This window comes from Bacillus sp. NPDC094064, from assembly GCF_050279585.1.
Classification (GTDB): Bacteria; Bacillota; Bacilli; order Bacillales; family Bacillaceae_G; genus Bacillus_A.
The window spans coordinates 599,737-621,463 of the sequence record NZ_JBNNUI010000002.1 but is presented as its reverse complement, the minus strand read 5'-3'; the positions used below and the strand labels follow the sequence as shown (position 1 = coordinate 621,463).

The following is a 21,727-nucleotide window of genomic DNA, read 5'->3' as shown; positions in this document are numbered from 1 at the left end:
GTTATAAAAGCCGTATATTATAGCAGAAATACTAACATAAAGATGCGACATTCTTTTGAATATTTATTCGTTCAAGACAAAAAGCTATCCTTTTAAAAAAGGATAGCTTTTTCAACTGACATGTAAATATCTATCTTTGCAAACCTCGTTTATATCGACTTGCTTCAAATATAATACGCTCTTCATCTAACGTTTTACATTCGCCATTCCAAACGACATGTTTTCCGTTAATAATTACATCGCTTATATCTTTCCCGCTAGCAGCATACACAAGATGTGATAACACTTCATCCGCTGGTTGTAAATGCGGCTTATTAGACGGGTCAATCGTAATAAAATCAGCACACTTTCCAACCTCAAGTGATCCTGTTTGTTTCATACCGATTACTTCAGCAGCTCCTTTAGTCGCAAGTGTAAGTGCGGTTTCAACTGGTAACGCTGTTGCATCTTGGTGAATACCTTTTTGTAATAATGTTGCAACGCGCAGTTCTTCAAACATATCTAAATTATTGTTAGACGCAACACTATCTGTTGCAATCCCTACTTTAATCCCTGCTTCTAGCATTGCTTTTACATTCGCTATACCAGAACCTAGTTTTAAATTACTATTCGGATTATGAGCTACTCGAACATCATGTTCTGCTAAAAATGCACGCTCACTTTCATTTAATACTACACCGTGTGCAATAACTGTTGGACGTTTAAACAATCCGCAACTTGCTGCATATTCTACTGGACGCTTTCCGTACTGTGCTTCAATATCACGTACTTCACGATCTGTTTCAGAAAGATGAATATGAACCATAGTTTGATTTTCTATTGCAATACGTGCACACTCTTCTAACATTTCTGTAGAGCATGTATATGGACTATGCGGTGCAACCATCGTAGTTAACATACCACTTTCCTTATAATAACGCTTCACATATTTCTCAGCTTCTTCAATCGCTTTCTTTTCATCTTCTTTCGTTCCAAAGCTAAATAAAGTTCTTGAAACAGCAGCTCGCATCCCGCTTTTTGACACCGTTTCCATAATTGCATCTTGATCTACTCCAATTGGATTAAACATATCAGAGAATGATGTTGTACCACTTTTCACCATTTCAAGTAATCCTAATTCCGTACTAGCGACCGCAAGCTCTGGAGTAAACTGACTTTCAAGCGGCCAAATTCTCGTCTCAAGCCATGGTTGTAATAACATATCATCGCCAATACCTCTTAAAAGGCTCATCACAACGTGTGTATGTGTATTTACAAGTCCAGGTAAAAGCCACTTTCCTTTCATGTCAATTACTTCATCTACTTCAAAATCATTAGCGAATTCTCCGCTATTCACATCTATAATTTGATCATTTTCTACAATGATATATCCATTTTCTATCACTTCGTTTTGTTCATTCATCGTTACAATAGTAGCGCTTACATAAGCTGTTTTCAAAAGTATTTCCCCTTTCAACTCTATGAAGTTCCCTTTAATAAGTTACCACCATTATAGTAACTTATTAAAGATTAAGAGTCAAAAGATAATTTTAATTCTTTCGTTATCTTTTCCTTTAAAATGTCATATTGTTTTTCATTTGTATCTGCAAATGCTTCTTCTCGATTTGATTCCACATCCACATAATCCAATTTCCCATTAAATTGTGTCTCTGTAAAATCACACCTCTGCTCATCTATAATGTTATAAAAGTGCCACACCTCTCCTACTTTTGTCTTTTTAATCTTTCCACCGTATATCTCTTGAACGACTAGTGCGGTTACACCACATTGTCCCTTGGCTGGATTCTCATTCGTCCACTTAGAACTCGTTTCTATTGACCAAGATCTTATTAATGCTTCATATATTTGTTTTTTCTTCACATTATCCATTCTCAGCTTCCCCCGCTATTAATAGTTTTACACATCATATTGTAAAAGAGGTAAAAGTCGATCCTTAAATACTGTTGATGGCGTCTCTCCGATTAACTTCGCTCCCATTTTCAAGTAATATCCTTTCGCATTCGGATCACTATCAATTGTAAAACTTTTTATTCTTAGTTCATTTGCTTGCTCTATTACATACTTCCACATTATTTTCCCGTACCCTTTCCCTTTGTAATGAGGATAAATGTATAGGAAATCGAGAGCTTTATCATTTCGTAAAAATGAGAAAAAGCCAATCTTCCTATTATCATTTTCTAAAACATATACAAAGTTATTCTTTATGTACTCTTCTGTAATTGTTAAATCTTCCTTACAAGCAAGTATGAATTCTTCGCTATAATTCCATGTTGCCTTTGAATGTAGTGCGAGTTCACTTAATTCATTCGCTTCACTATAACGCTTTTCTTATCTTCATGATTCTTTCTCCTCATCTTCAATATATAAGCTATTAAAATGATTCGAAAAGCAATTTAAAAAACCTCTTATTTCATAGATAAGAGATCACTTTTATTAATCTTTATTATAAAACTACAACGTTTCACCATATTATAGGTAACAATTTTTTAAAAGAAAAAAACGCCATTCCTAAAATTGGCGTTCTTTTCTTTAAATCTTTATAGCATACTATACTAAGAATCATTTGTTTTACTACTTCTTATCATACACACCTATACAGTTTCTACTACCGCTTCACGCATTGTTCCATTTTTAGCATAATTCGTATGCCAAGAAAAAGCTTTTTCTAAAACATGTGGGGTTTGTCCTCCCCTTGTTTTTGCTTCTTCGTAATAAGCTCGTAGCTGGTCACGATACATTGGATGTGCGCAATTCTCAATAATTAGTTCCACTCTTTCTCTTGGAGCCAACCCTCTTAAATCAGCATATCCTTGTTCAGTAACGATAACATCTACATCGTGTTCCGTATGGTCTACATGTGAAACAAAAGGAACAATACTTGAAATGTTACCACCTTTCGCAATCGATTTAGTAACAAAGATAGCTAGGCGAGCATTTCTTGCAAAATCACCAGAACCACCAATACCATTCATCATTTTTGTACCTAAAACGTGAGTAGAGTTAACATTTCCGTATATATCTAATTCTAAAGCCGTATTAATCGAGATTAATCCAAGGCGGCGAATGATTTCAGGATGATTAGAAATCTCTTGCGGGCGCATCATTAATTTGTCACGATATTTTTCAAAGTTAGAAAATACTTGTTGCATTTTTTCTTCAGAAAGTGTGATAGAGCAGCAAGAAGCAAAATTGACTTTCCCTGCATCCATAAGATCAAAGACTGCATCCTGTAAAACCTCAGAATACACTTCTAAATCTTCAAACTCCGAATCTAACATTCCATGCAGGACTGCATTGGCAACTGAACCAATTCCTGATTGTAACGGTGCTAATCGATTTGTTAATCGTCCTACTTTTACTTCTTTTCGAAGAAATTCTATTAAATGCTGTGCCATAATAACAGTTTCTTCATCCGGAGGAACAATTGTCGATGGCGAATCCAGTTGGTTCGTAAACACAATACCCTTCACTTTTTCAACATCAATTGGAATACCGATTGTTCCAATTCGATCATCCGTTTTCACGAGTGGAATTGGAAGCCTTTCTCCTTGTTTACCTGGTTCATATAAATCATGTAGCCCTTCTAGTTGCGCGGATTGGGCCATATTCATTTCAATAATGATAGACTTAGCATTTAAGGAAAATGCTAAGGAATTTCCAATTGAAGTCGTTGGAATAATCATTCCGTCCTCAGTAATCGCAACCGCTTCCAAAATAGCGTAATCTATATCCATAACGTCAGCACGAAGTAACTCTGCTGTATGAGATAAGTGCTGATCTACAAATAAAAAGTCTCCATTATTAATCCCTTTTCGCATAGTCGCATCGGCTTGGAAAGGCAATCTTTTTCCTAAAATTCCTGCCTCAGCAAATAATTTATCTACATCCGAACCTAATGAAGCCCCAGTATAAACATTTACTTTAAAAGCTTCCTCATTCTTAACTCGGTTTACTAGCGCAAATGGGACTGCTTTCACATCACCTGCACGTGTAAACCCACTTAAGCCTAAAGTCATTCCACTTTGAATCCAGGAAGCTGCTTCTTCAGGTGTAACTACTCTATCTTTCAGACGTTGGTCTCTAATTCTATCCAAATTATGCTCCATATGTAATCCCTCTCCTATTGAATATTCATAATTATTTTACACATTAACATCATCAAAATAGGGATTTTAGTATACAATGCCGAAATTTCAGATAGAACAGCAAATCTAGGTTCTAAAGCAGAAAAATCTAGAATCCTAGAAGTTTACGAAAATAACTGGCGTATGATTGACTAACTGGTACTCTCTCACCATTATCCATTGAAAGTAAAAAAGTAGAATGAGTATCAGGATATATTGCTTTAATATGATTTACATTTACAATGAATGAACGATGGCATCTAATAAATGAATCTTTAGGCAGTAAGTATTCAAATTCTTGTAAAGAGGATTTATGTGTTCCTGATAATTCCTCTGAATTCACATACGTCTTTTTATCTTTCGCCTCTAAATACATGACCTTTGAAAAAGGAACCGGAATCCACCCGTCTGTTGTTTTTAAAGTAACAACTGACTTTCCATCTGTTAAAGCTGGATAAATTGCCGTCACGCAGCCTTCAAGCTTTCCATTGTTTGAAAATGGTACGGCCATTCCATGATAAGGAATACCAAAAACATCCCGATTAATAAACTCAGAGGCTTTTTGGTTCGTCACCATTGCTTTATGGGCAATCGTTCCTTCTTTTATAGGATCCCCGACGCTAATCTTTAAATCAATTCGTTTACTTGGCCGATAGTAGATATATTCTTTCGTATTCGAAACAGCAATTGAAATTTCATCTGAAAATAATTCACCAACAACATCTAGTAGTAAACCTAACGTTTTATCTTCCATACTATTAACACCTCATTCATTATTATACTACTATTATGAGCAGACTTTTGGAGGATAAAAAGTTTGATTAGAAATTATCCTTAAAACCTTGGTTCAGTGTATATGCAAGCATTTGTTTTAAATAATCTATCTTTTTTATAAGGATTGGAAATGTATTGATGATAAAAATTTTATATTTCAGATTTAGAATTCCTCCGTTTCCTCAAAGAAACCCCACTTCAAAAAAGTGAGGTTTCTTCTTATACAATATGTCTATCTAACCACGAAATCAAATCTTTAAACACTTCATCTCTATTCACTTCATGAAACATTTCATGTCTTCCATTTTCATATAAACGAAGTGTTACATCTTTCACACCACATTTTTTATAGTTTTCGTATACTTCTTTTACACCTTTCCCCATATCTCCAACAGGATCCCGATCCCCAGAGAATATATGTATTGGAAGATTGCTTGGCGTCTTCTTATATTCTTCTAACTTATTTACCTCTAATACACCATGAAATAATTCTCGATAAAAACTCGTCGTACAAATGAATCCACATAACGGATCCGCAATATATTTATCAACTTGATCATTATCTGAAGATAACCAATCAAAATTTGTACGATTTGGCTTAAAGTTCGAATTAAAATTTCCGAAAGATAAAAAGTTTAGCATCGGACTTTTCGTTTTTGCCCCGCGCAATTTCATCTCAATTGTCGCTACTTTATGACCAATGACTCCTAAAAACCCTGGATTCCCACCAGTTCCTGAAATGAGGAATCCATCATATAATTCGCCTCGAAGTTGTACAGCTCGTCTGGATAAAAAAGATCCCATACTATGTCCGAGTAAAAACAACGGACATGTCTGCTCTTCTTTTATCATTTCCGAAACAAAGATTACATCAGATACAACCTGATTCCACCCTACATTTGGTTCAAAATGACCATAGTCTTCTTCTCTTTTCACTGTTTTTCCATGCCCTTTATGATCATGAGCGTAAACACCATATCCTGCCTCTAATAAAGCATCAATAAATTCTGTATAAACACCTGTATGCTCTGTCATACCATGTGCAATTTGAATAATCCCTCGCGGATTCCTTTCTGGTAACCACTTTCGTAAATAAATTTCCGATCCATCCAATGCCGTAACGAAACTTTCCTGTACGTTCATTTCGTCAGCCCCCAAATCTATTATGTATCTTAAAAATGAATACTCACTCATTATTCTTACTATATATTATATGCAATTGCTTTCATTATGACAAATTCCTTATTTATTATTCAACTATTGTCTTGACGACTCTGAAATAAAATTATATAGTTACTTACATAAAGTAATTATTATATTTTTAGGAGGTTTCTACTATGATGCCATCACTATTTTTAGCACATGGTTCACCAATGCTTGCTATTCAAGATACAGATTATACAGATTTTTTAAAAACACTTGGACAAACATATAAACCGAAAGCAATCGTCATTTTTACCGCTCACTGGGAAAGTGAAGTATTAACAATCTCCTCATCAGACAACGAGTATGAAACAATTTATGATTTCGGTGGATTTCCTCCTGAGTTATATGAAATTAAATATCGAGCAAAAGGCTCTTCTACCATTGCATCTATGTTAGAAACAAAATTAAAAAATAAAGGTATTCCAGTCCATCATAATATGACGAGAGGTTTAGATCATGGTTCATGGACACTATTGCATCGCATGTATCCAGAAGCAAATATTCCTGTCGTACAAATATCAGTAAATCCATTCCTTCCTGCAAAAGAACAATTTGAAATTGGAGAAGCATTAAAAGGACTTGGCCAAGAAGATATTTTAGTAATTGGCAGCGGCGTTACTGTTCATAATTTAAGAGCTCTGAAATGGAATCAGACTACACCTGAAAAATGGGCAATTGAATTTGATGATTGGATTATTAAACATATGCAGAATAATGACAAAAATTCATTGTTTAATTGGGAGAAAAATGCACCTCATGCACAATTAGCAGTACCAAGAGCAGAGCATTTTGTTCCTTTGTTTATCGCAATGGGAAGTGGTGAGAATAACGGAGAAGTCATTCACCGTAGTTACGAGCTCGGTACATTAAGTTATCTCTGTCTTCAATTTTAATGAAAAAAGGATGAAGCAACTGTTGCCTCATCCTTTTTTGTTTACTTAGTTAACTAACTTCCAAATGTTGTTTCTCTAATACCTCTTCGTTCTTATTATGAAAATATACCCAAATACACGCAATGAATAATAGTGATGATGTAGAGAAGAAAACATATTGGAAACCTGCATGTGCTGCAATTTGTCCCCCGAGTACTGGATCAATCATATTTCCTAAAAATTGAAATGACTGATTATATCCAATTAAATTCTTCGTACTTTTTTTAAATTTATAATTGTTATTCTGGAAATTCCATTTATCTTCCTAAGTGGCCCGTGAAACAATTTCTTGTTCATCAAGTAAGAACTTCAAGCTTAATAAAGAGATTGTTTGGAAATTTTCTTTCGACATACGTTTTCGATAATGCGTAGGTGTTTCTCCAATCATTTTTTTAAATATGCGGCTAAAGACTACTAAACTACGAAAGCCCACCTGATAAGAAATGTTTTCTACCGATTCATTTGTCATTGAAAGTAAATACGTTGCGTAATTAATGCGCATCCTTAAAATCCATTCCTTCATGGTCATCCCGAAATGATTGTGAAAGACTCGTGAAAGATGACTTCGATTGACCGCGAGATGATCTGCCACATTCCTTACTGTAATCTCCTCTAGATAGTGCTCTCCAATATATGTCATCGCTTCAATCGCGAGTCGTGAAGACTTTTGTTTTACTCCTTTTGAGAATTCACCACCATCGGTAAGTAATACTCTTAAAAATCGATAAGTCAACTCATTTAACTTTAATTCATCTTCTAATGTATCGTTGGAACAATTCATACACTCCAAGATAATATCCAAATATTTCTGAATATTAACCGAAGTAACAGAGTGGTTATCTTCTTTAAAACTCGAATAATGAATAATTTTGTCTGCTATCTTCCCACCAAATGACAGCCACGCATACAACCATGGTTCTTCTGCATCCGAGCGATAAAAGGTCGATTCCCCTGGGCGAATGAGAAAAATATTTCCTTTCTTTAATGAATATTTTTCATCTTTTACATAGTACATTCCTTTTCCATCCAACACGACATGAATAATGTAGCTGTTACGTACAGCTGGTCCAAAAGCATGAAAAGGCAGTGTTTTTGAAAAACCGCAAAATTCGAAATAAAGATCGCTTGAGAAGTGACGCTGTTCTTTTTTAAAAAAGAGTGCTTGTTCCATGGGCTTCTCTCCTCTTCGTGATTGCTATAACTTCATCTTCCTTTTGAAGGAAAAAATGCAACAAAAGGTTAAATCAAGGTCACAAAATGATATAAAACAGAAAACGCTTTCTTGTTAAACTATACTTGAAATAGAAAAGCATAGGAAGAAGATTCATGTAGTTCGTTAGTTTTTTATGTTTAACGTGTAAACGCTTTTATATCCTTATTAAGATTAAACGAAGAAAAAATTGGCAACATTTGCACGACTTAGTTCATCACTTGGTGTAAATGGGACTACACTAGCAGTTGTACAAATCGTCAAAGAGCTAGAAGCAAAGCTAAATCATGGCGGGGATGCAACTGAAGAGTTCAATTCTAGTGCTGCACTTGCTCATTCTAAATAAAGAAGTAGAGGATATCTAAAATGAACATTATAACAAAAGATTTCGGTGCAGGTTATACGATTATCACTATTACCAATCTGAATGGCCTGCAATTGACCGTTTCAGATTTAGGCGCTCGCATTACAAATTTAAAGGTACCAACAACAAATGGTCTACGTGAGCTCGTACTTGGTTTTGATACGGCACAGGAATATCTTGAAAAGGATTTATATATTGGTGCCTCAATTGGACGAGTAGCTGGACGAATTCAATACGGAACTTTTCAAATTGATGGAGAAATCTATAAAGTACAAATTGATGAGACAACCGGAAACACTTTACATGGCGGTACCCCGGGATTTGAAAGTAAAAAGTGGCACTATCAAGTTATCGATAATAATGATGAGGTCTCAGTGATATTTCATACGGTGAGTCCAGATGGTGAAAATGGTTTTCCAGGGAACCTTGATGTCGAGATACGTTACACATTAACTAACACGAATGTTTGGAAAGTAGAAACTAGGGCGACAAGTGACAAAGATACCTTGTTTAATCCAACAAATCACGTGTACTTCAACTTAACTGGTGATGTAATGCAACCTGTAAATGAACACACATTATGGGTGAATAGTGATAGATTTGCACCACTTGATCAGAAAAGTATTCCAATTGGTGAAAAGCGGCCTGTAGAAGGAACTGCGTTTGATTTTCGAAAGCCAGTTAAACTCAAAGAAACCTTTAGTAGTACTTTTGGTCAAAAAGAATTAGTGGATGGAATTGATCACCCATTTTTCTTGAACCGACCTGAACTATCACATAGTTCAGTGAAACTCATTAGCCCGGATGAAGTGGTTACAATTGAAATAGCCACAAAAGAACCAAGTGTCGTCATCTTTACGGCGAATTTTGGTAAGAATACGCCTCTTATGCATGGCAAGCAACTTGCAAACCATGGCGGAATTACCTTTGAAACACAGGTTTCCCCGGGTGCTGAACAGTATTCTGATTTTGGGGATATAGTTCTTAGGGCGGATTCGACTTATCAAACGATGACAGAATTTCATATTATTGCTCCATTACCATAAGTTAGGGTTGTATGAAGTTAGATTGAATTTTTTTCCATAAAGGACTATAAAAAAAGTGAAAACTCCCGAATCGTAATTGTTATCGAGACAAACCAAGAGATGAGTTTTCACTTTGTACGCTAAGTTTATCAAAATAATTTTGCCATATGATTACGGACTTAGGTTAATTCGTTCTTCCACGGCTTCGTTTTTGTGCGCTGTTATCATGGTCACTCCTTGTCAGATGTAGCATGGGAATACGACATTCCTTATACCACGTTAGAAACATATATAGAAAAAGTTAGATACTGCTATCAGAATTTATTTAAAATACGATGTTGTGTCTAGAAATAATAAGGAACTGTTAGAAGTGATCCAGTGAGTACGGAGATAATTTCCTTGCTTAGAATAAATGTAAAAGAGAGGTTTATACTTATGGAAAAGAAACGTGAACTAACTTTAAAATTTGCTGAGGTATTTGGACCTCAAGAAACAACTCAATATTTCTCTCCAGGACGTATCAACTTAATCGGAGAACATACAGATTACAATGGTGGCTATGTGTTCCCCGCTTCTATTACTTATGGAACTTACGGAGTAGCTAAACGTCGTGAGGATGATAGAGTATTAGTTTACTCAACGAACTTTGAAGAACTTGGAGTGATTAGCTTCACGTTGAATGAACTAGATTATGATAAAAATGCAAATTGGGGAAATTATGTAAAAGGAGTTATCTTAACACTGAAAGAAGCAGGTCATAAAATAGACTGTGGTTTTGAGTTATTAGTTGAGGGAACGATTCCGAATGGAGCGGGACTTTCAAGTAGTGCTTCACTTGAATTACTGGTAGGCATAGTATTAGAAGACTTGTTCAACTTAGACGTAACGCGACTTGAATTAGTGAAAATGGGTAAAAAAGTTGAAAATGAATTCATTGGTGTAAATTCTGGTATCATGGATCAATTCGCCATTGGATTTGGTGAAAAAGACAAAGCAATTCTCCTTGATACCAATACGTTAAAGTATGAAATGGTTCCAGTGGTTTTGGACGACTATGCTATTGTAATTATGAATACTAATAAACGTCGTGAACTAGTAGATTCAAAATATAATGAGCGCCGTGCTGAATGTGAAGAAGCACTCGCACGTCTCCAAACGAAGTTAGAGATTCATGCACTTGGAGAACTAAGTGAAGCAAAATTTGATGCAAATCAAAATCTTATTGGAGATGAAGTCCTAATTAAACGCGCGAAGCATGCAGTTTACGAAAATGAACGCACAAAAAAAGCCAAAGCAGCTCTTACTGCAGGTGATTTAGAAGAATTCGGAAAGCTATTGAATGCTTCTCATACATCTTTAAGAGATGATTATGAAGTAACCGGAATTGAATTAGATACATTGGTGGCCACTGCGCAAAAACAAGAGGGTGTGCTTGGTGCCCGTATGACTGGAGCTGGATTTGGGGGCTGCGCCATCGCATTAGTAAAAGAAAGTGAAACCCAAACTTTTAAAAATAATGTTTATGATGAATATATCAAAGTTGTAGGATATGCGCCTGTCTTTTATGTGGCACACATTGGTAGTGGAACTACAGTGATTGGATGATGAATGAGGTGGAGACGATGAACACATGTCAAGCAATTTATGATTTTACTACACTTGCAATTGAGAATGGAGCCATTGAGGAAAATGACCGAATTTATACGCACAATCAACTATTACGTTTGATTGGCGAATCGGAAATGGGAGAGATTACTAGCGTAGTCGAAAAGAATCCACATGTGCTGTTAGATACGCTCATAGATAAAGCGACGGAAAATCTTATTATCTCTAAAAACCAAGCCAATCGTGATATGTTCGAAGCGCTTTTAATGAATGTGATTACACCACTTCCCTCCAAGGTCAATGCAAATTTTCAGGAGGCATATTGTAAAAGTCCTAAACAAGCAACGGATTATTTCTTTGAACTAAGTAAACGCAATGATTATATAAAGACCCGTGAAATCGCAAAAAATATTCATTATTTAGCAGAATCAAAATATGGTGAACTTGAGATTACTATTAATTTGTCCAAACCAGAGAAAGATTCAAAAGAGATCTTAGCGGCTAGAAATGCACCGAAGGGCAATTATCCAAAATGTTTACTTTGTATTGAAAATGAAGGGTATTTTGGTCGCTTTAACCATCCAGGGAGAAGCAATCACCGAATCATTAACATCGAGCTAGATGGAGAAGAATGGGGTTTTCAATATTCACCATATGCATACTTTAATGAACACTCCATCGTATTATCTAAGAAGCATCGACCAATGAAAATTTCTCGTGAGGCATTCTCTTGTTTACTTAGTTTTATAGAAATCATGCCACACTATTTCATTGGTTCAAATGCGGATTTACCTATTGTAGGAGGATCTATTTTAAGTCATGATCACTATCAAGCTGGAAGCTATACCTTTCCAATGGCAAAGGCTAAAGTTCTTAAAACGTTTGAACTGTCTGGCTACTCAAATATTTCTTGTGGTATTGTCAACTGGCCGATGAGTGTGATTCGCCTCTCTTCTTTCAGCAAAGAAGAACTAATTAATGCCAGTACCTACATTCACGAAAGTTGGAAGAACTATTCAGATGAATTCTTACAAATTCGTGCACAATCAAAAGATGGCACAAAACATCATACGATTACACCAATTGTGCGACGTCGCGAAGGAAATTATGAAATTGATCTTGTACTACGTGATAATAATGTGAGTGAAGAATACCCTGATGGAATTTTCCATCCACATCCAGATGTACAGCATATTAAGAAAGAAAATATCGGGCTTATTGAAGCCATGGGTCTTGCAATTCTCCCTCCGCGTTTGATTGAGGAGCTTCATGAAGTTGAGCTGTACTTGTTAGATAAGGAATCCACTGTTCCTGAAATCCATCAAAAATGGGCAGATGAATTAAAAGTCCAGGGCGGCTATACGGAAGAGAACATCCAAAGCCTTCTTCAAACTGAAGTTGCAAAAAAATTTGAACGTGTCTTAGAAGATGCTGGTGTCTATAAGATGAATAAAGATGGTAGAGCGGGGTTTGATCGCTTTATCAAAGAATTACAAAGCACAAATCGAGAGGGGTTATCAATCTAATATTTTGATAGACCCGGATAGCAACTTTCACAAAAAAAGAATTACTATTTTAGAATAGTAATTCTTTTTCCAACCGGTTGAGCGCCACATAACAAGCCCCATACACACCTGCATCATTATGTAATGCTGCTAATACTATATCCGTCTTTTTTCGATAAATCTCCATTACTGCTTGGTGAAACCTTTCTTGAATTTGTTGCAAGAAAGGTTCCCCTTGTTCAGCAATCCCGCCTCCAATAATAATTAATTCGGGATTGAACATATGGGCAATATTCACTAATCCGGTAGTGACATATTGTAAAAACTGTTCATATACATCTTTTGCTAACTGCTCTCCTCCATGTATGCGTTCTATAATTTCTTCACCTGTAATGGTGTTTATTTCTATCCCTTGCAATCTGGAAGCTTCTTGATACTGACGAATTAGAGCTGAAGTTGATGCATATCTTTCGTAACATCCTTTCCCGCCGCAACTGCAAGCTTCTCCATTATGGACAATTGTCATATGACCGAGCTCTCCAGCTAGTCCGTTTGCACCTTGGAGCATTTGACCATTTATCATAATACCGCTACCGATCCCTGTTCCAAGCGTAATTAAAACAATATGTTCTTTTCCACTACCTACCCCTTTCCACATTTCACCAATGCAAGCTGAACGAACATCGTTTTCAACAGTTGCGGTATAACCGGTTTCTCTATAAATATAGTCTGTTATGTTCGTGCCACTATACCCCGGAATATTGGCAGAAAATATAACTTCTCCTCGTTCATTGTCAATCAGTCCACATGACGACACCCCAACGGAATGAATCTTATCATTCTTTTCTAATTCACGTATTGTGTCACAAATACGCTGCAGAATTTCGTTTTTTTGATTGTTTGCTGGTGTTTGGATTTTTCCTTTTTCATATATTGTTCCTTGTTCATCAATCATCGCATATTTAATAAATGTTCCCCCAATATCAAAACAAGCGAAGCTTTTCCCCATATTTCTCTCCTTCCTACTTTTATACAATTGTAATTTCGTTATAGAACTTCTCTACAAGTTGAGGTTGTATATAACCTGTTGCTTGCTCTGCTGCATTCGCCATGCCACAAGCAGCAGAAAATCGAAGTGCATCCTTTATCTCATATCCTTTTGCGAGTGCATACGTTATGCCCGCAACCATTGCATCCCCTGAACCAACCGAATTGATAGAAGCTATTTCTGGTAAAATTGCCCTAAACCTCTCATCTTTCGTTATAAGTATCGCTCCTTCTTTTCCAAGTGAAAGAAGAACATACTGTACACCGCCCCGGCATATTTGAGTTGCCGCTGCGACCATTTCTTCCTGTGATACGTGCTGTTTTTGAAGAAACTGGCAAATCTCTTGCATATTTGGTTTAATTAAAAATGGCTTTCCTTGTATACCATGAGATAATGTTTCCCCACTTGTATCTAATATAAATTTCTTACCATTTTCAGCAGCTTTTTGCGCCAACTGTTTATAAAATGATTTTGGAATGCCACTTGGTAAGCTTCCCGATGCAACAATAAACTCAAAGTTATCTACAATTTTTTCATATTTTTTTATAAATAGAGCTATTTCATCTTCCGAAATAGCTGGGCCTGCTTCTAATATTTCTGTAGCTGAAGCAGCATTCTTTGTTATTAATGCTAAGCAATTGCGTGTTTCTTCTTTAATGGAAACAAACTCGTCTGTAATTGATAGTTCTTTCAACTTTTCTCTTATAAAATCGCCATTTCTACCACCGAGTAGGCCGCTACCGGTAATTTCTATGCCTAATAAGCAAAGTACCCTCGATACATTAATACCTTTGCCACCAGCTGTTTTTTCATATTCTTTCGTGCGATGTACTTCATGTGGCTTTAATTCATCTAACTCATATCGCATATCAACAGATGGATTCAATGTGATCGTTGCAATCATAAGAATAGCTCCTTATACACGATTCAAACTTTTACACATCTTTATTTTATCTGCAACGACTCGTTTCATCTCTACAATAGCGTCTGCAAAGTATTTTCGCGGATCGTTTTCTTCTGGGTGCGTTTGTAGGTAATTGCGTAACGCTGTGACAAATGCGATTTTTAATTCTGTTGCGATATTCACTTTACAAATGCCCAATCTGATTGTTTCTTGCACTAAACTATCAGATAATCCAGATGCTCCATGCAGTACAAGTGGAATATCAACTTGCTTTTGAATATCTGCTAATCTTTGTAAATCTAACTTTGGTTCTCCTTTATATAAACCATGCGCTGTTCCGATTGCAACTGCTAATGAGTCAATATTCGTGCGCTCTACAAATTCTTTTGCTTGATACGGATCTGTATAGATTGAGTTTTCTACTACTATATTTTCTTCTATTCCTGATAATTGACCTAATTCCGCTTCTACTGTTGCTCCGTATTGTTTTGCATACGAAACTGTTTCCTGAACAATCTGAATATTATCTTCGAACGAATGATGTGATGCATCAATCATAACAGAGCGAACCCCTAAATCAATGCAACTTTTAATATCTTCTATATCTTCATGATGATCCAAATGTAGGCTAATTGGTACATCATATCGCATTCTTGCCGCTTCAATCATATTCACAAGAATTTCTTTTCCCATATACTTTATCGTACCTGGTGTTGCCGCGATAATAACAGGTGATCGTAATTCTACCGCGGTTTCAACTACAGCTTTAAAAGTTTCTAAGTTATGAATATTAAAAGCAGGAACTGCGTATCCACATTCTTGTGCATTTCTTAATATAAATTGAGTTGAAACAAGCATATTCTCAAACCCTTTCCATTTTCTTTTTATATTTCATTTCTCCTCTAACAACTGTTCCGATAAGCTCTAAATCGTCTGTTAATATAAGAAAATCTGCTCTTTTTCCTGGCGCGATGCTCCCAATTTCTCTGTCAACTCCAACACTTTTAGCAGGAATAAGTGATCCCATATGAACACTTTCCCATAACGATGCATTTGTCCATTTCTTGATATTCTTCACACCATCAATAAATCGAAGTGTGCTCCCTGCTAAAGATCCTGTTTCTGTTTGAGCAACTCCATCTTTTACATGAACAGCAAATTCTCCTAAATGATATATGCCATCTCCTAATAAGCCCGCTCGCATGCAATCACTAACTAGACAAGTTTTATCGTATCCTTTACATTTATACAAAATATTCACTGCACTTGGATGTACATGATGTCCGTCTGCAATGATTTCACTGTACACATGTTCAGTAGAAAGTGCGGCTCCAACAACGCCAGGTTCACGATGATGTAGCCCCTTCATTCCATTAAACGTATGCACAAAGATTGTCGCTCCTGCTTGAATTGCCTCCTGGCATACTTCATAGTTCGCATCTGTATGACCAATTGCCACGCGAATATCATTTTTTACCGCTTGCTGTATAAAGGCGATAGCACCTTCTCTTTCTGGTGCCATTGCAATTTTTCTAACTGTTCCTTCTGATTCAACAATCCACTCTTCTAGCAACTCAATCGTTGGATTAATAAAATATTTTGGATTTTGCGCACCTTTATTGGCTTCAGTAAAACAAGGCCCTTCCAGAAAAGCTCCAATAATAGTTGCTCCTGCAACTCCCTTTCTTTTTGCATGAGCTATATTTTGTAAAGCCTTTGTAGTATTTTCTAAAGAATCAGTTAATGTTGTTGGCAAAAAGCTCGTAACACCATTTTCCAATAACTTAATAGAAATATTGTTTAACGATTCATATGTACAATCCATTACATCGTGTCCCGCTAAACCATGAATATGTGTATCAACAAATCCCGGAGCAATAATACGCCCTTCAAAATCCATTACCATTGCTCCGTCTACTATTTCTTCAACATGTTTTAGAAAGTAGCCATTTACAATATGTAAATACCCACTTTCACGTACCCCATCTTCGAGTAAATACATTGATGCTTTGACATAATAATTCATACATTTCTATTCCTTTCCTTTATAGGGATGTACGGTTACACCTTGAACAACGCGATTTACACTTCCGCTTGGGCAAGGATTATCTGGAGTAATGCCTAATGCAATAGATTTATATAACGCCAAAATTTGACCATATAATATATAAATAAACGTAATATATACATCATCCTTCAAATCGTTTCCGTCATGGCATAAAAATGTATTGCAATACTGCCTTGCTTCCTGGCTATCTTGATGCGCAATAACAATAATATCGTTTCTATCTTTCTCCTGATAAATTTCTCGTAATAAATCAAGATCATACTTTTTTGTATACTCATCATTCGATAAAAACAATACAACAGCTGTATCTTTATCTAAAATTGATTTTGGTCCATGTCTAAACCCAAGCGGCGTGTCAAACATAATGGGAATGCGGCCAGCCGTTAACTCTAAAAATTTTAGTGCAGCCTCCCTAGAAAGGCCTTCGAATACGCCTGATCCTAAAAATACAATTTTATGAAATTCTTTTTCTGCAATTTGCTTCATTTCCCGTTCTTGCTTTTCGATTACCTTCTTTCCTAGCTGAACAATATCCGTAATGCTAGATTGTAAAAGAGGGATTTCGTTATAGTTACATAATAAAAGTGCCGTTAACATCATAGAGGTAAAACTTCCTGTCATCGCAAACCCTCGATCATTTGCCTCCTTTGGCATATACATTATGAAAACATTCTCTTTATGTTGAAATTGTTTCGCTAAATTCCCTTCTTCATTACAAGTTAAAATAATATGATAAACGGAATGAATCATTTGCTCTGCTAGCTCCACTGCTGCTACACTTTCTGGACTATTACCAGAGCGAGCAAACGATACTAAAATAGTTGGGATATTGGGTTGTAAATAATAATAAGGACTTGAAACGATATTTGTTGTTGGAATACTTTCAATGTGCGTTTTCTTTACATCTACTATTCTTTTTATATATGGAACGATTGTATCTCCAACAAAAGCTGATGTACCAGCTCCAGTAAAAATAACTCGTGTCTGCTCATGCCTTCTTGAAATATGGGAAAAAAACGCCGTAATTTCATGATGATTACTTTGAACATTTGAATATACTTGTTCCCAAAGATCTGGTTGCTGGGCAATCTCTTTCGCGGTAAAACACGCTCCATATGTTTCTCTTATTTTTTCATTTGCATGTAATAACATGTGCAAACCCCCTTCACATAATTTTATATCTTATAACGTCATCATTACCAGTTGAATTACAATAAGTATGATGATACTTATTGTAATTCAACTGTGTAAGTAAATTTATCCCCTCTAGCAATCGTCTCTGTGTATTCCATTATATTTTCTTTTGCATATGCGATTCGCTCTAATAATAGAGATGGATCATTCACTTGAATTTGCAGCCATTTTGCATGATCTTCATTTGCTGCAATTGCTTTAAAATTTTCTACTGCTCGTGTAATATGAACTTGATATTTTGCACGAAAAATTTCATACATTGGTGTCTCTTCTAGCTCTGTCTTCGTTAAATACGGAAAAAACTTTACGGGAATATACGACGTTTCAAACAACATTGGTTCTTTATCAGCTAACCTTAGTCTTATAATTTGATAGACTTCTTCTTCAAACTCAAGCTTCATAATTTTCGCTACTTTCTTGTCGCAATTCATAATAGTAAAGGATACTACTTTTGATGATGGTACTTTCCCAAACTTTTTCATTTCTTCTGTGAAACTATAAAAATGAACAAGACTTTGATTAAATACACGAGGTGAGACGAAACTTCCTTTTCCATGCTTTTTATAAATGTATCCTTCTTTCTCTAACTCTTGCATTGTCTGTCTTACTGTTGTTCTGCTTACATCATGAATCTCACATAACTCACGCTCTGACGGAAGCTTATCATGTTCTTGTAATTTCCCAGTTTCAATTAACTCTACAATAATATCCAGCAGTTGATAATATAGTGGTGTTCGATTATCTTTTTCAATCATATTTTACTCCCTCATCCATAAAGTTGTTATAACCATTTTATGGCTATTATAACGAATGGAAATAGGAACTACTACCACTTTCTCATATGGAAGTGGAAAGTGGTTCTCCATCAGTTAAAATTCTTTTCACCTATATTTCCCCATTTTGAGGTGACTCTTACGATACAGGTTAAATTCCTTACTTCACTTATTTCATTGTTTTCTGCAATTCTGTTACAGATTGTTTCACCTGTTATTCTTGATTTTTCAGCAGCAAAAGCAATTAAATGACTATTTGCCGAAATCATTGCAGACGTTAAACTTTCTTCATATTTAAGTTTCATTCTTTGCTTCCAGCTTCGACTGGAACCAACTGTTTTTTTTCTGGCTGAACAAATGGGCTGTAGGAATGAATCACAACATGATCCGGCGCTAAACCTTCTTCATCAAAAATAACAATTTCATTTTGCTCTTTCAGTAAGGATGCTGGAATCTTATAATCCTCCTGTGGTCCAATATTCCAGTACCTTCCTAAACATTGGCCGTTTACCCAAAAACATCCTTTGCTCAACTGATTCAAACGAACCTTTACAATAGAGCCATTGTCAGGGTTCCAGGTAAAACTACTTTTATGCCAGCGGGGATTAATAGTTTGTTGATCACTATTATTAACAATCTTCCATTCCCTTACCTCGTGTTGCTGGGCAAATGCTTTCGTTTTCCATCCAGAAATTTGCTCCTTTTCATTAAACAAGTAAAGGTCGAAACGACGAATACTAGTAATATTCTGAACATCTAAATCCAAAACATTTTCCCCTTGCTTTAAGGCAGCACTTATATCTGCAACTCCATAAACAGCACTGTTTTTTGACCAACCCGTTTGACATTCCATCAAGATATTACCCTTTTCACCATTTACTGTAACACGCGAAACGCCTTCACCAACGAGAAACGCTCGATCATAACCCTCATTCTCGAAGCTTCTTAAAAAGGCGATACGCTCTTCAATCATTGGTATTTGCGATAAATGATGTTGAACCCCACAGCCTTCAACCTGCCATTCTCCTCGTACGGATAAATATTTTCCGTTAAGTGCTGGCGGCTCACTAATGCCCTTCGGTTCCCCTACCACCTGAGAATAGTTAAAGCGTCCCATATTCTGAACGAGGCATGTTAACGTATTTTTCCCTTTTTTCACTGGAACCTCAATTTCAGCAGCTCCAAGCTTGCTAAGCTTCCCGACAAATTGCTGATTACAGAAAACCATAACTGGATCCTCGATGCGAGGAAAGACAACCGTCGTAGTTTGCGTTTCTTCTGTATCAAATTCACTTTCATAGCCTAAATAGCCGCTAAACTGTCCAAAACTACTGAAATCAAGCGGTTTTTCTGCCTCTTTCACCTTTCCTGTTAAAAAAGAAAGAGGTTCATCTGCCGTTTTCCATGATAATTTATTTAGTACAGTATCCTTTTCAAGCTTAGGAACAATGACATCCAGCGATGTTCTTGTGACAACTTCAATAGAATAGCTAGAGCCATCCTTAAATAAAAGCTTTATTGTTTGTGATTGACTTCCATGAAATAAATGAAAAGCAATACTGCCGTCTTCTAACTCTTCGAATCGATTTGGTGTTGGACAATGAATTTCTGCCTTTTGGTCAAGCTGTACAACTAAAGTAGAACGTTGTCCATTTTCGTGATAGATCACCGCATGCCTAGAATCAAAACCTGTTGTCTGTCCCGTTAATGTTTTAATGGTAACACTATTTCCTACCTTGATATTACGGACAATCGGTAAAATGGCATTGGCTTCAATCGTAAACGGAACAAGCTCATTGCCATGTCTCACATGGGATTGAATTCTTTCATTCCTATTATTCTCAATAAATAGTATTTCGCCATGAGGACTGACAATTCGCTCCGATTTAAGGCCACTTGACAGCTTCACATCAGAAGCAGCTTGTTCTGCATTTGTGAATAGCGGTTCCAGCCATTTAACAAATGAATGGTATCTTTTTAATACTTCATATTTTCTGGTTGGCTGTAAATATTCGTCAATGGCGACATCATAATCGTACGTTGTCGTACAAAAAACCTGTTCACTAACTGTTCGTCCGCCCCAATGATCAAAATTCGTGCCACCAAAATACATGTAATAATTAATGGTCGTAAATCCATTGCTCAAGAGCTGGTAACACTCACGTTCAAGCTGCTGAGGTGTTTTTTGATTCGCTTTATTTCCACCCCAGTGTTCAAACCAACCAATCCAAAACTCCATGACACCTTTCGGCTGATCGGCAAATCGTTCATCTAAACTCTCAGCGGCACGGTTGGCACTCGACCAAAAATTGCGGAACTCCACAGCACCATCGACTGCTCCATAGCATGTAACGAATGGTACTTCAATGCCTCTTGCAATCATTCCATCACGCAAATATTCCATATATTTCTTATCGGGTTTACCGTAAGCTTGGAATTCATTTTCAATCTGAACCATAATAACTGAACCGTTTTTCGTTAATTGATACTCATCAATAATTGGAATAACCTGATCAAAATATTGATCTACATAGTGTAAAAAACTAGGCTGCGCCGAACGATATTGAATATCTTTTTTCGTAGAGAGCCACCACGGAAATCCGCCAAAATCCCATTCTGCACAAATATATGGACCAGGTCTTGCAATGACATATAATCCTTTATCAGCGCATAATTGAAGAAAATGCGCTAAATCTTTATCGCCAGAGAAATCCCATTCGCCTTCCTTCATCTCATGGAAATTCCATGGAATATAGGTTTCAATTGTATTACATCCCCCAGCTTTTGCTTTTTCTAAAACATCATCCCACTCAGCCCTTGGAAGACGGAAGTAGTGGATGGCCGCAGATAAAATGAAGATTCTTTCATTATGAATCTTCCAACTTTTCTTATCGTAAGTTATCATGATTTCCCTCCAAAATTGTCATGTCCCAAAATTCTTGATAACAGTTTTATAACTTAGTAGCAAGCAGAACTTCTACCAGCATGTTAATTG

19 protein-coding genes and 2 pseudogenes are annotated in these 21,727 nt (G+C 36.2%); 5 read left to right on the top strand and 16 right to left on the bottom strand.

Annotated features, from left to right (window positions below):
* Window positions 1-130 precede the first annotated feature (130 nt).
* The 6 genes and pseudogenes from ACQKNI_RS07780 to ACQKNI_RS07755 all read right to left on the bottom strand — a co-directional run bounded on the left by ACQKNI_RS07780 (window position 131) and on the right by ACQKNI_RS07755 (window position 6,041).
* The gene (locus ACQKNI_RS07780; RefSeq protein ID WP_141552154.1) at window positions 131-1,456 is read right to left on the bottom strand and encodes a bifunctional S-methyl-5'-thioadenosine deaminase/S-adenosylhomocysteine deaminase; all 1,326 of its coding nucleotides are present in this window, start codon (window positions 1,454-1,456) and stop codon (window positions 131-133) included.
* A gap of 53 nt (window positions 1,457-1,509) precedes the next feature.
* Window positions 1,510-1,869, bottom strand: coding sequence for a YunG family protein (locus ACQKNI_RS07775; RefSeq protein ID WP_098768326.1), 360 nt, complete (start codon window positions 1,867-1,869; stop codon window positions 1,510-1,512).
* A 27-nt stretch (window positions 1,870-1,896) separates the two neighbouring features.
* Window positions 1,897-2,338, bottom strand: a pseudogene (locus tag ACQKNI_RS07770) (GNAT family N-acetyltransferase).
* 253 nt (window positions 2,339-2,591) lie between these two features.
* Window positions 2,592-4,106: an acetyl-CoA hydrolase/transferase family protein gene (locus tag ACQKNI_RS07765; RefSeq protein ID WP_088231253.1), complete on the bottom strand. Its 1,515-nt coding sequence runs from the start codon at window positions 4,104-4,106 to the stop codon at window positions 2,592-2,594.
* Between the two features lie 127 nt (window positions 4,107-4,233).
* Window positions 4,234-4,878 (bottom strand): LytTR family DNA-binding domain-containing protein, encoded by a 645-nt coding sequence (locus ACQKNI_RS07760; RefSeq protein WP_088231252.1) that lies wholly within the window; start codon window positions 4,876-4,878, stop codon window positions 4,234-4,236.
* A gap of 239 nt (window positions 4,879-5,117) precedes the next feature.
* Complete coding sequence (locus ACQKNI_RS07755) at window positions 5,118-6,041, bottom strand: alpha/beta fold hydrolase (protein WP_098356963.1); 924 nt, start codon at window positions 6,039-6,041, stop codon at window positions 5,118-5,120.
* 194 nt (window positions 6,042-6,235) lie between these two features.
* On the opposite strand from ACQKNI_RS07755, the gene ACQKNI_RS07750 reads away from it, so the two are divergent.
* The gene (locus ACQKNI_RS07750; RefSeq protein ID WP_098356964.1) at window positions 6,236-6,997 is read left to right on the top strand and encodes a DODA-type extradiol aromatic ring-opening family dioxygenase; all 762 of its coding nucleotides are present in this window, start codon (window positions 6,236-6,238) and stop codon (window positions 6,995-6,997) included.
* 49 nt (window positions 6,998-7,046) lie between these two features.
* Here the strand turns inward: ACQKNI_RS07750 and ACQKNI_RS07745 are convergent.
* Window positions 7,047-7,253 (bottom strand): annotated as a pseudogene (locus tag ACQKNI_RS07745) (MFS transporter); the annotation flags it as partial.
* A gap of 48 nt (window positions 7,254-7,301) precedes the next feature.
* On the bottom strand, window positions 7,302-8,207 hold the full coding sequence (locus ACQKNI_RS07740) for an AraC family transcriptional regulator (protein WP_098356965.1): 906 nt from the start codon (window positions 8,205-8,207) through the stop codon (window positions 7,302-7,304).
* 229 nt (window positions 8,208-8,436) lie between these two features.
* On the opposite strand from ACQKNI_RS07740, the gene ACQKNI_RS07735 reads away from it, so the two are divergent.
* From ACQKNI_RS07735 to galT, 4 genes are all read left to right on the top strand, one after another.
* A complete protein-coding gene (locus tag ACQKNI_RS07735) occupies window positions 8,437-8,592 on the top strand; it encodes a hypothetical protein (protein WP_170952757.1) in 156 nt (51 codons plus the stop codon).
* A gap of 20 nt (window positions 8,593-8,612) precedes the next feature.
* On the top strand, window positions 8,613-9,656 hold the full coding sequence (locus ACQKNI_RS07730; protein WP_098356966.1) for a galactose-1-epimerase: 1,044 nt from the start codon (window positions 8,613-8,615) through the stop codon (window positions 9,654-9,656).
* Window positions 9,657-10,070: 414 nt separating this feature from the next.
* Entirely contained in the window at window positions 10,071-11,240 is a 1,170-nt protein-coding gene (locus ACQKNI_RS07725) for a galactokinase (RefSeq protein ID WP_088231247.1), read from the top strand.
* Window positions 11,237-12,766, top strand: a complete 1,530-nt coding sequence (gene galT / locus ACQKNI_RS07720; protein ID WP_098883096.1) for a UDP-glucose--hexose-1-phosphate uridylyltransferase — start codon at window positions 11,237-11,239, stop codon at window positions 12,764-12,766. Before ACQKNI_RS07725 ends, galT begins: the two co-directional genes overlap by 4 nt.
* 49 nt (window positions 12,767-12,815) lie before the next feature.
* Here galT and ACQKNI_RS07715 read toward each other — a convergent pair whose 3' ends face one another.
* From ACQKNI_RS07715 to ACQKNI_RS07680, 8 genes are all read right to left on the bottom strand, one after another.
* A complete protein-coding gene (locus ACQKNI_RS07715; protein WP_098883097.1) occupies window positions 12,816-13,754 on the bottom strand; it encodes an ROK family protein in 939 nt (312 codons plus the stop codon).
* A gap of 19 nt (window positions 13,755-13,773) precedes the next feature.
* Window positions 13,774-14,697: a 1-phosphofructokinase gene (gene pfkB, locus ACQKNI_RS07710; RefSeq protein ID WP_088231244.1), complete on the bottom strand. Its 924-nt coding sequence runs from the start codon at window positions 14,695-14,697 to the stop codon at window positions 13,774-13,776.
* A gap of 12 nt (window positions 14,698-14,709) precedes the next feature.
* Window positions 14,710-15,555 carry a tagatose-bisphosphate aldolase subunit GatY gene (locus tag ACQKNI_RS07705; protein WP_098356968.1) on the bottom strand — a complete coding sequence of 282 codons (846 nt, stop codon included), beginning with the start codon at window positions 15,553-15,555 and terminating at the stop codon, window positions 14,710-14,712.
* 4 nt (window positions 15,556-15,559) lie between these two features.
* Window positions 15,560-16,723 carry an N-acetylglucosamine-6-phosphate deacetylase gene (gene nagA, locus ACQKNI_RS07700; protein WP_176549322.1) on the bottom strand — a complete coding sequence of 388 codons (1,164 nt, stop codon included), beginning with the start codon at window positions 16,721-16,723 and terminating at the stop codon, window positions 15,560-15,562.
* 6 nt (window positions 16,724-16,729) lie between these two features.
* Entirely contained in the window at window positions 16,730-17,917 is a 1,188-nt protein-coding gene (locus tag ACQKNI_RS07695; protein ID WP_098356969.1) for an SIS domain-containing protein, read from the bottom strand.
* Window positions 17,918-17,994: 77 nt separating this feature from the next.
* Window positions 17,995-18,714 carry a GntR family transcriptional regulator gene (locus ACQKNI_RS07690; RefSeq protein ID WP_098356970.1) on the bottom strand — a complete coding sequence of 240 codons (720 nt, stop codon included), beginning with the start codon at window positions 18,712-18,714 and terminating at the stop codon, window positions 17,995-17,997.
* A 110-nt stretch (window positions 18,715-18,824) separates the two neighbouring features.
* Window positions 18,825-19,037, bottom strand: coding sequence for a hypothetical protein (locus ACQKNI_RS07685; RefSeq protein WP_088231240.1), 213 nt, complete (start codon window positions 19,035-19,037; stop codon window positions 18,825-18,827).
* Window positions 19,034-21,637 (bottom strand): beta-galactosidase, encoded by a 2,604-nt coding sequence (locus ACQKNI_RS07680; RefSeq protein ID WP_098883098.1) that lies wholly within the window; start codon window positions 21,635-21,637, stop codon window positions 19,034-19,036. The genes ACQKNI_RS07685 and ACQKNI_RS07680 overlap by 4 nt, the downstream gene beginning before the upstream one ends.
* Window positions 21,638-21,727: the final 90 nt, after the last annotated feature.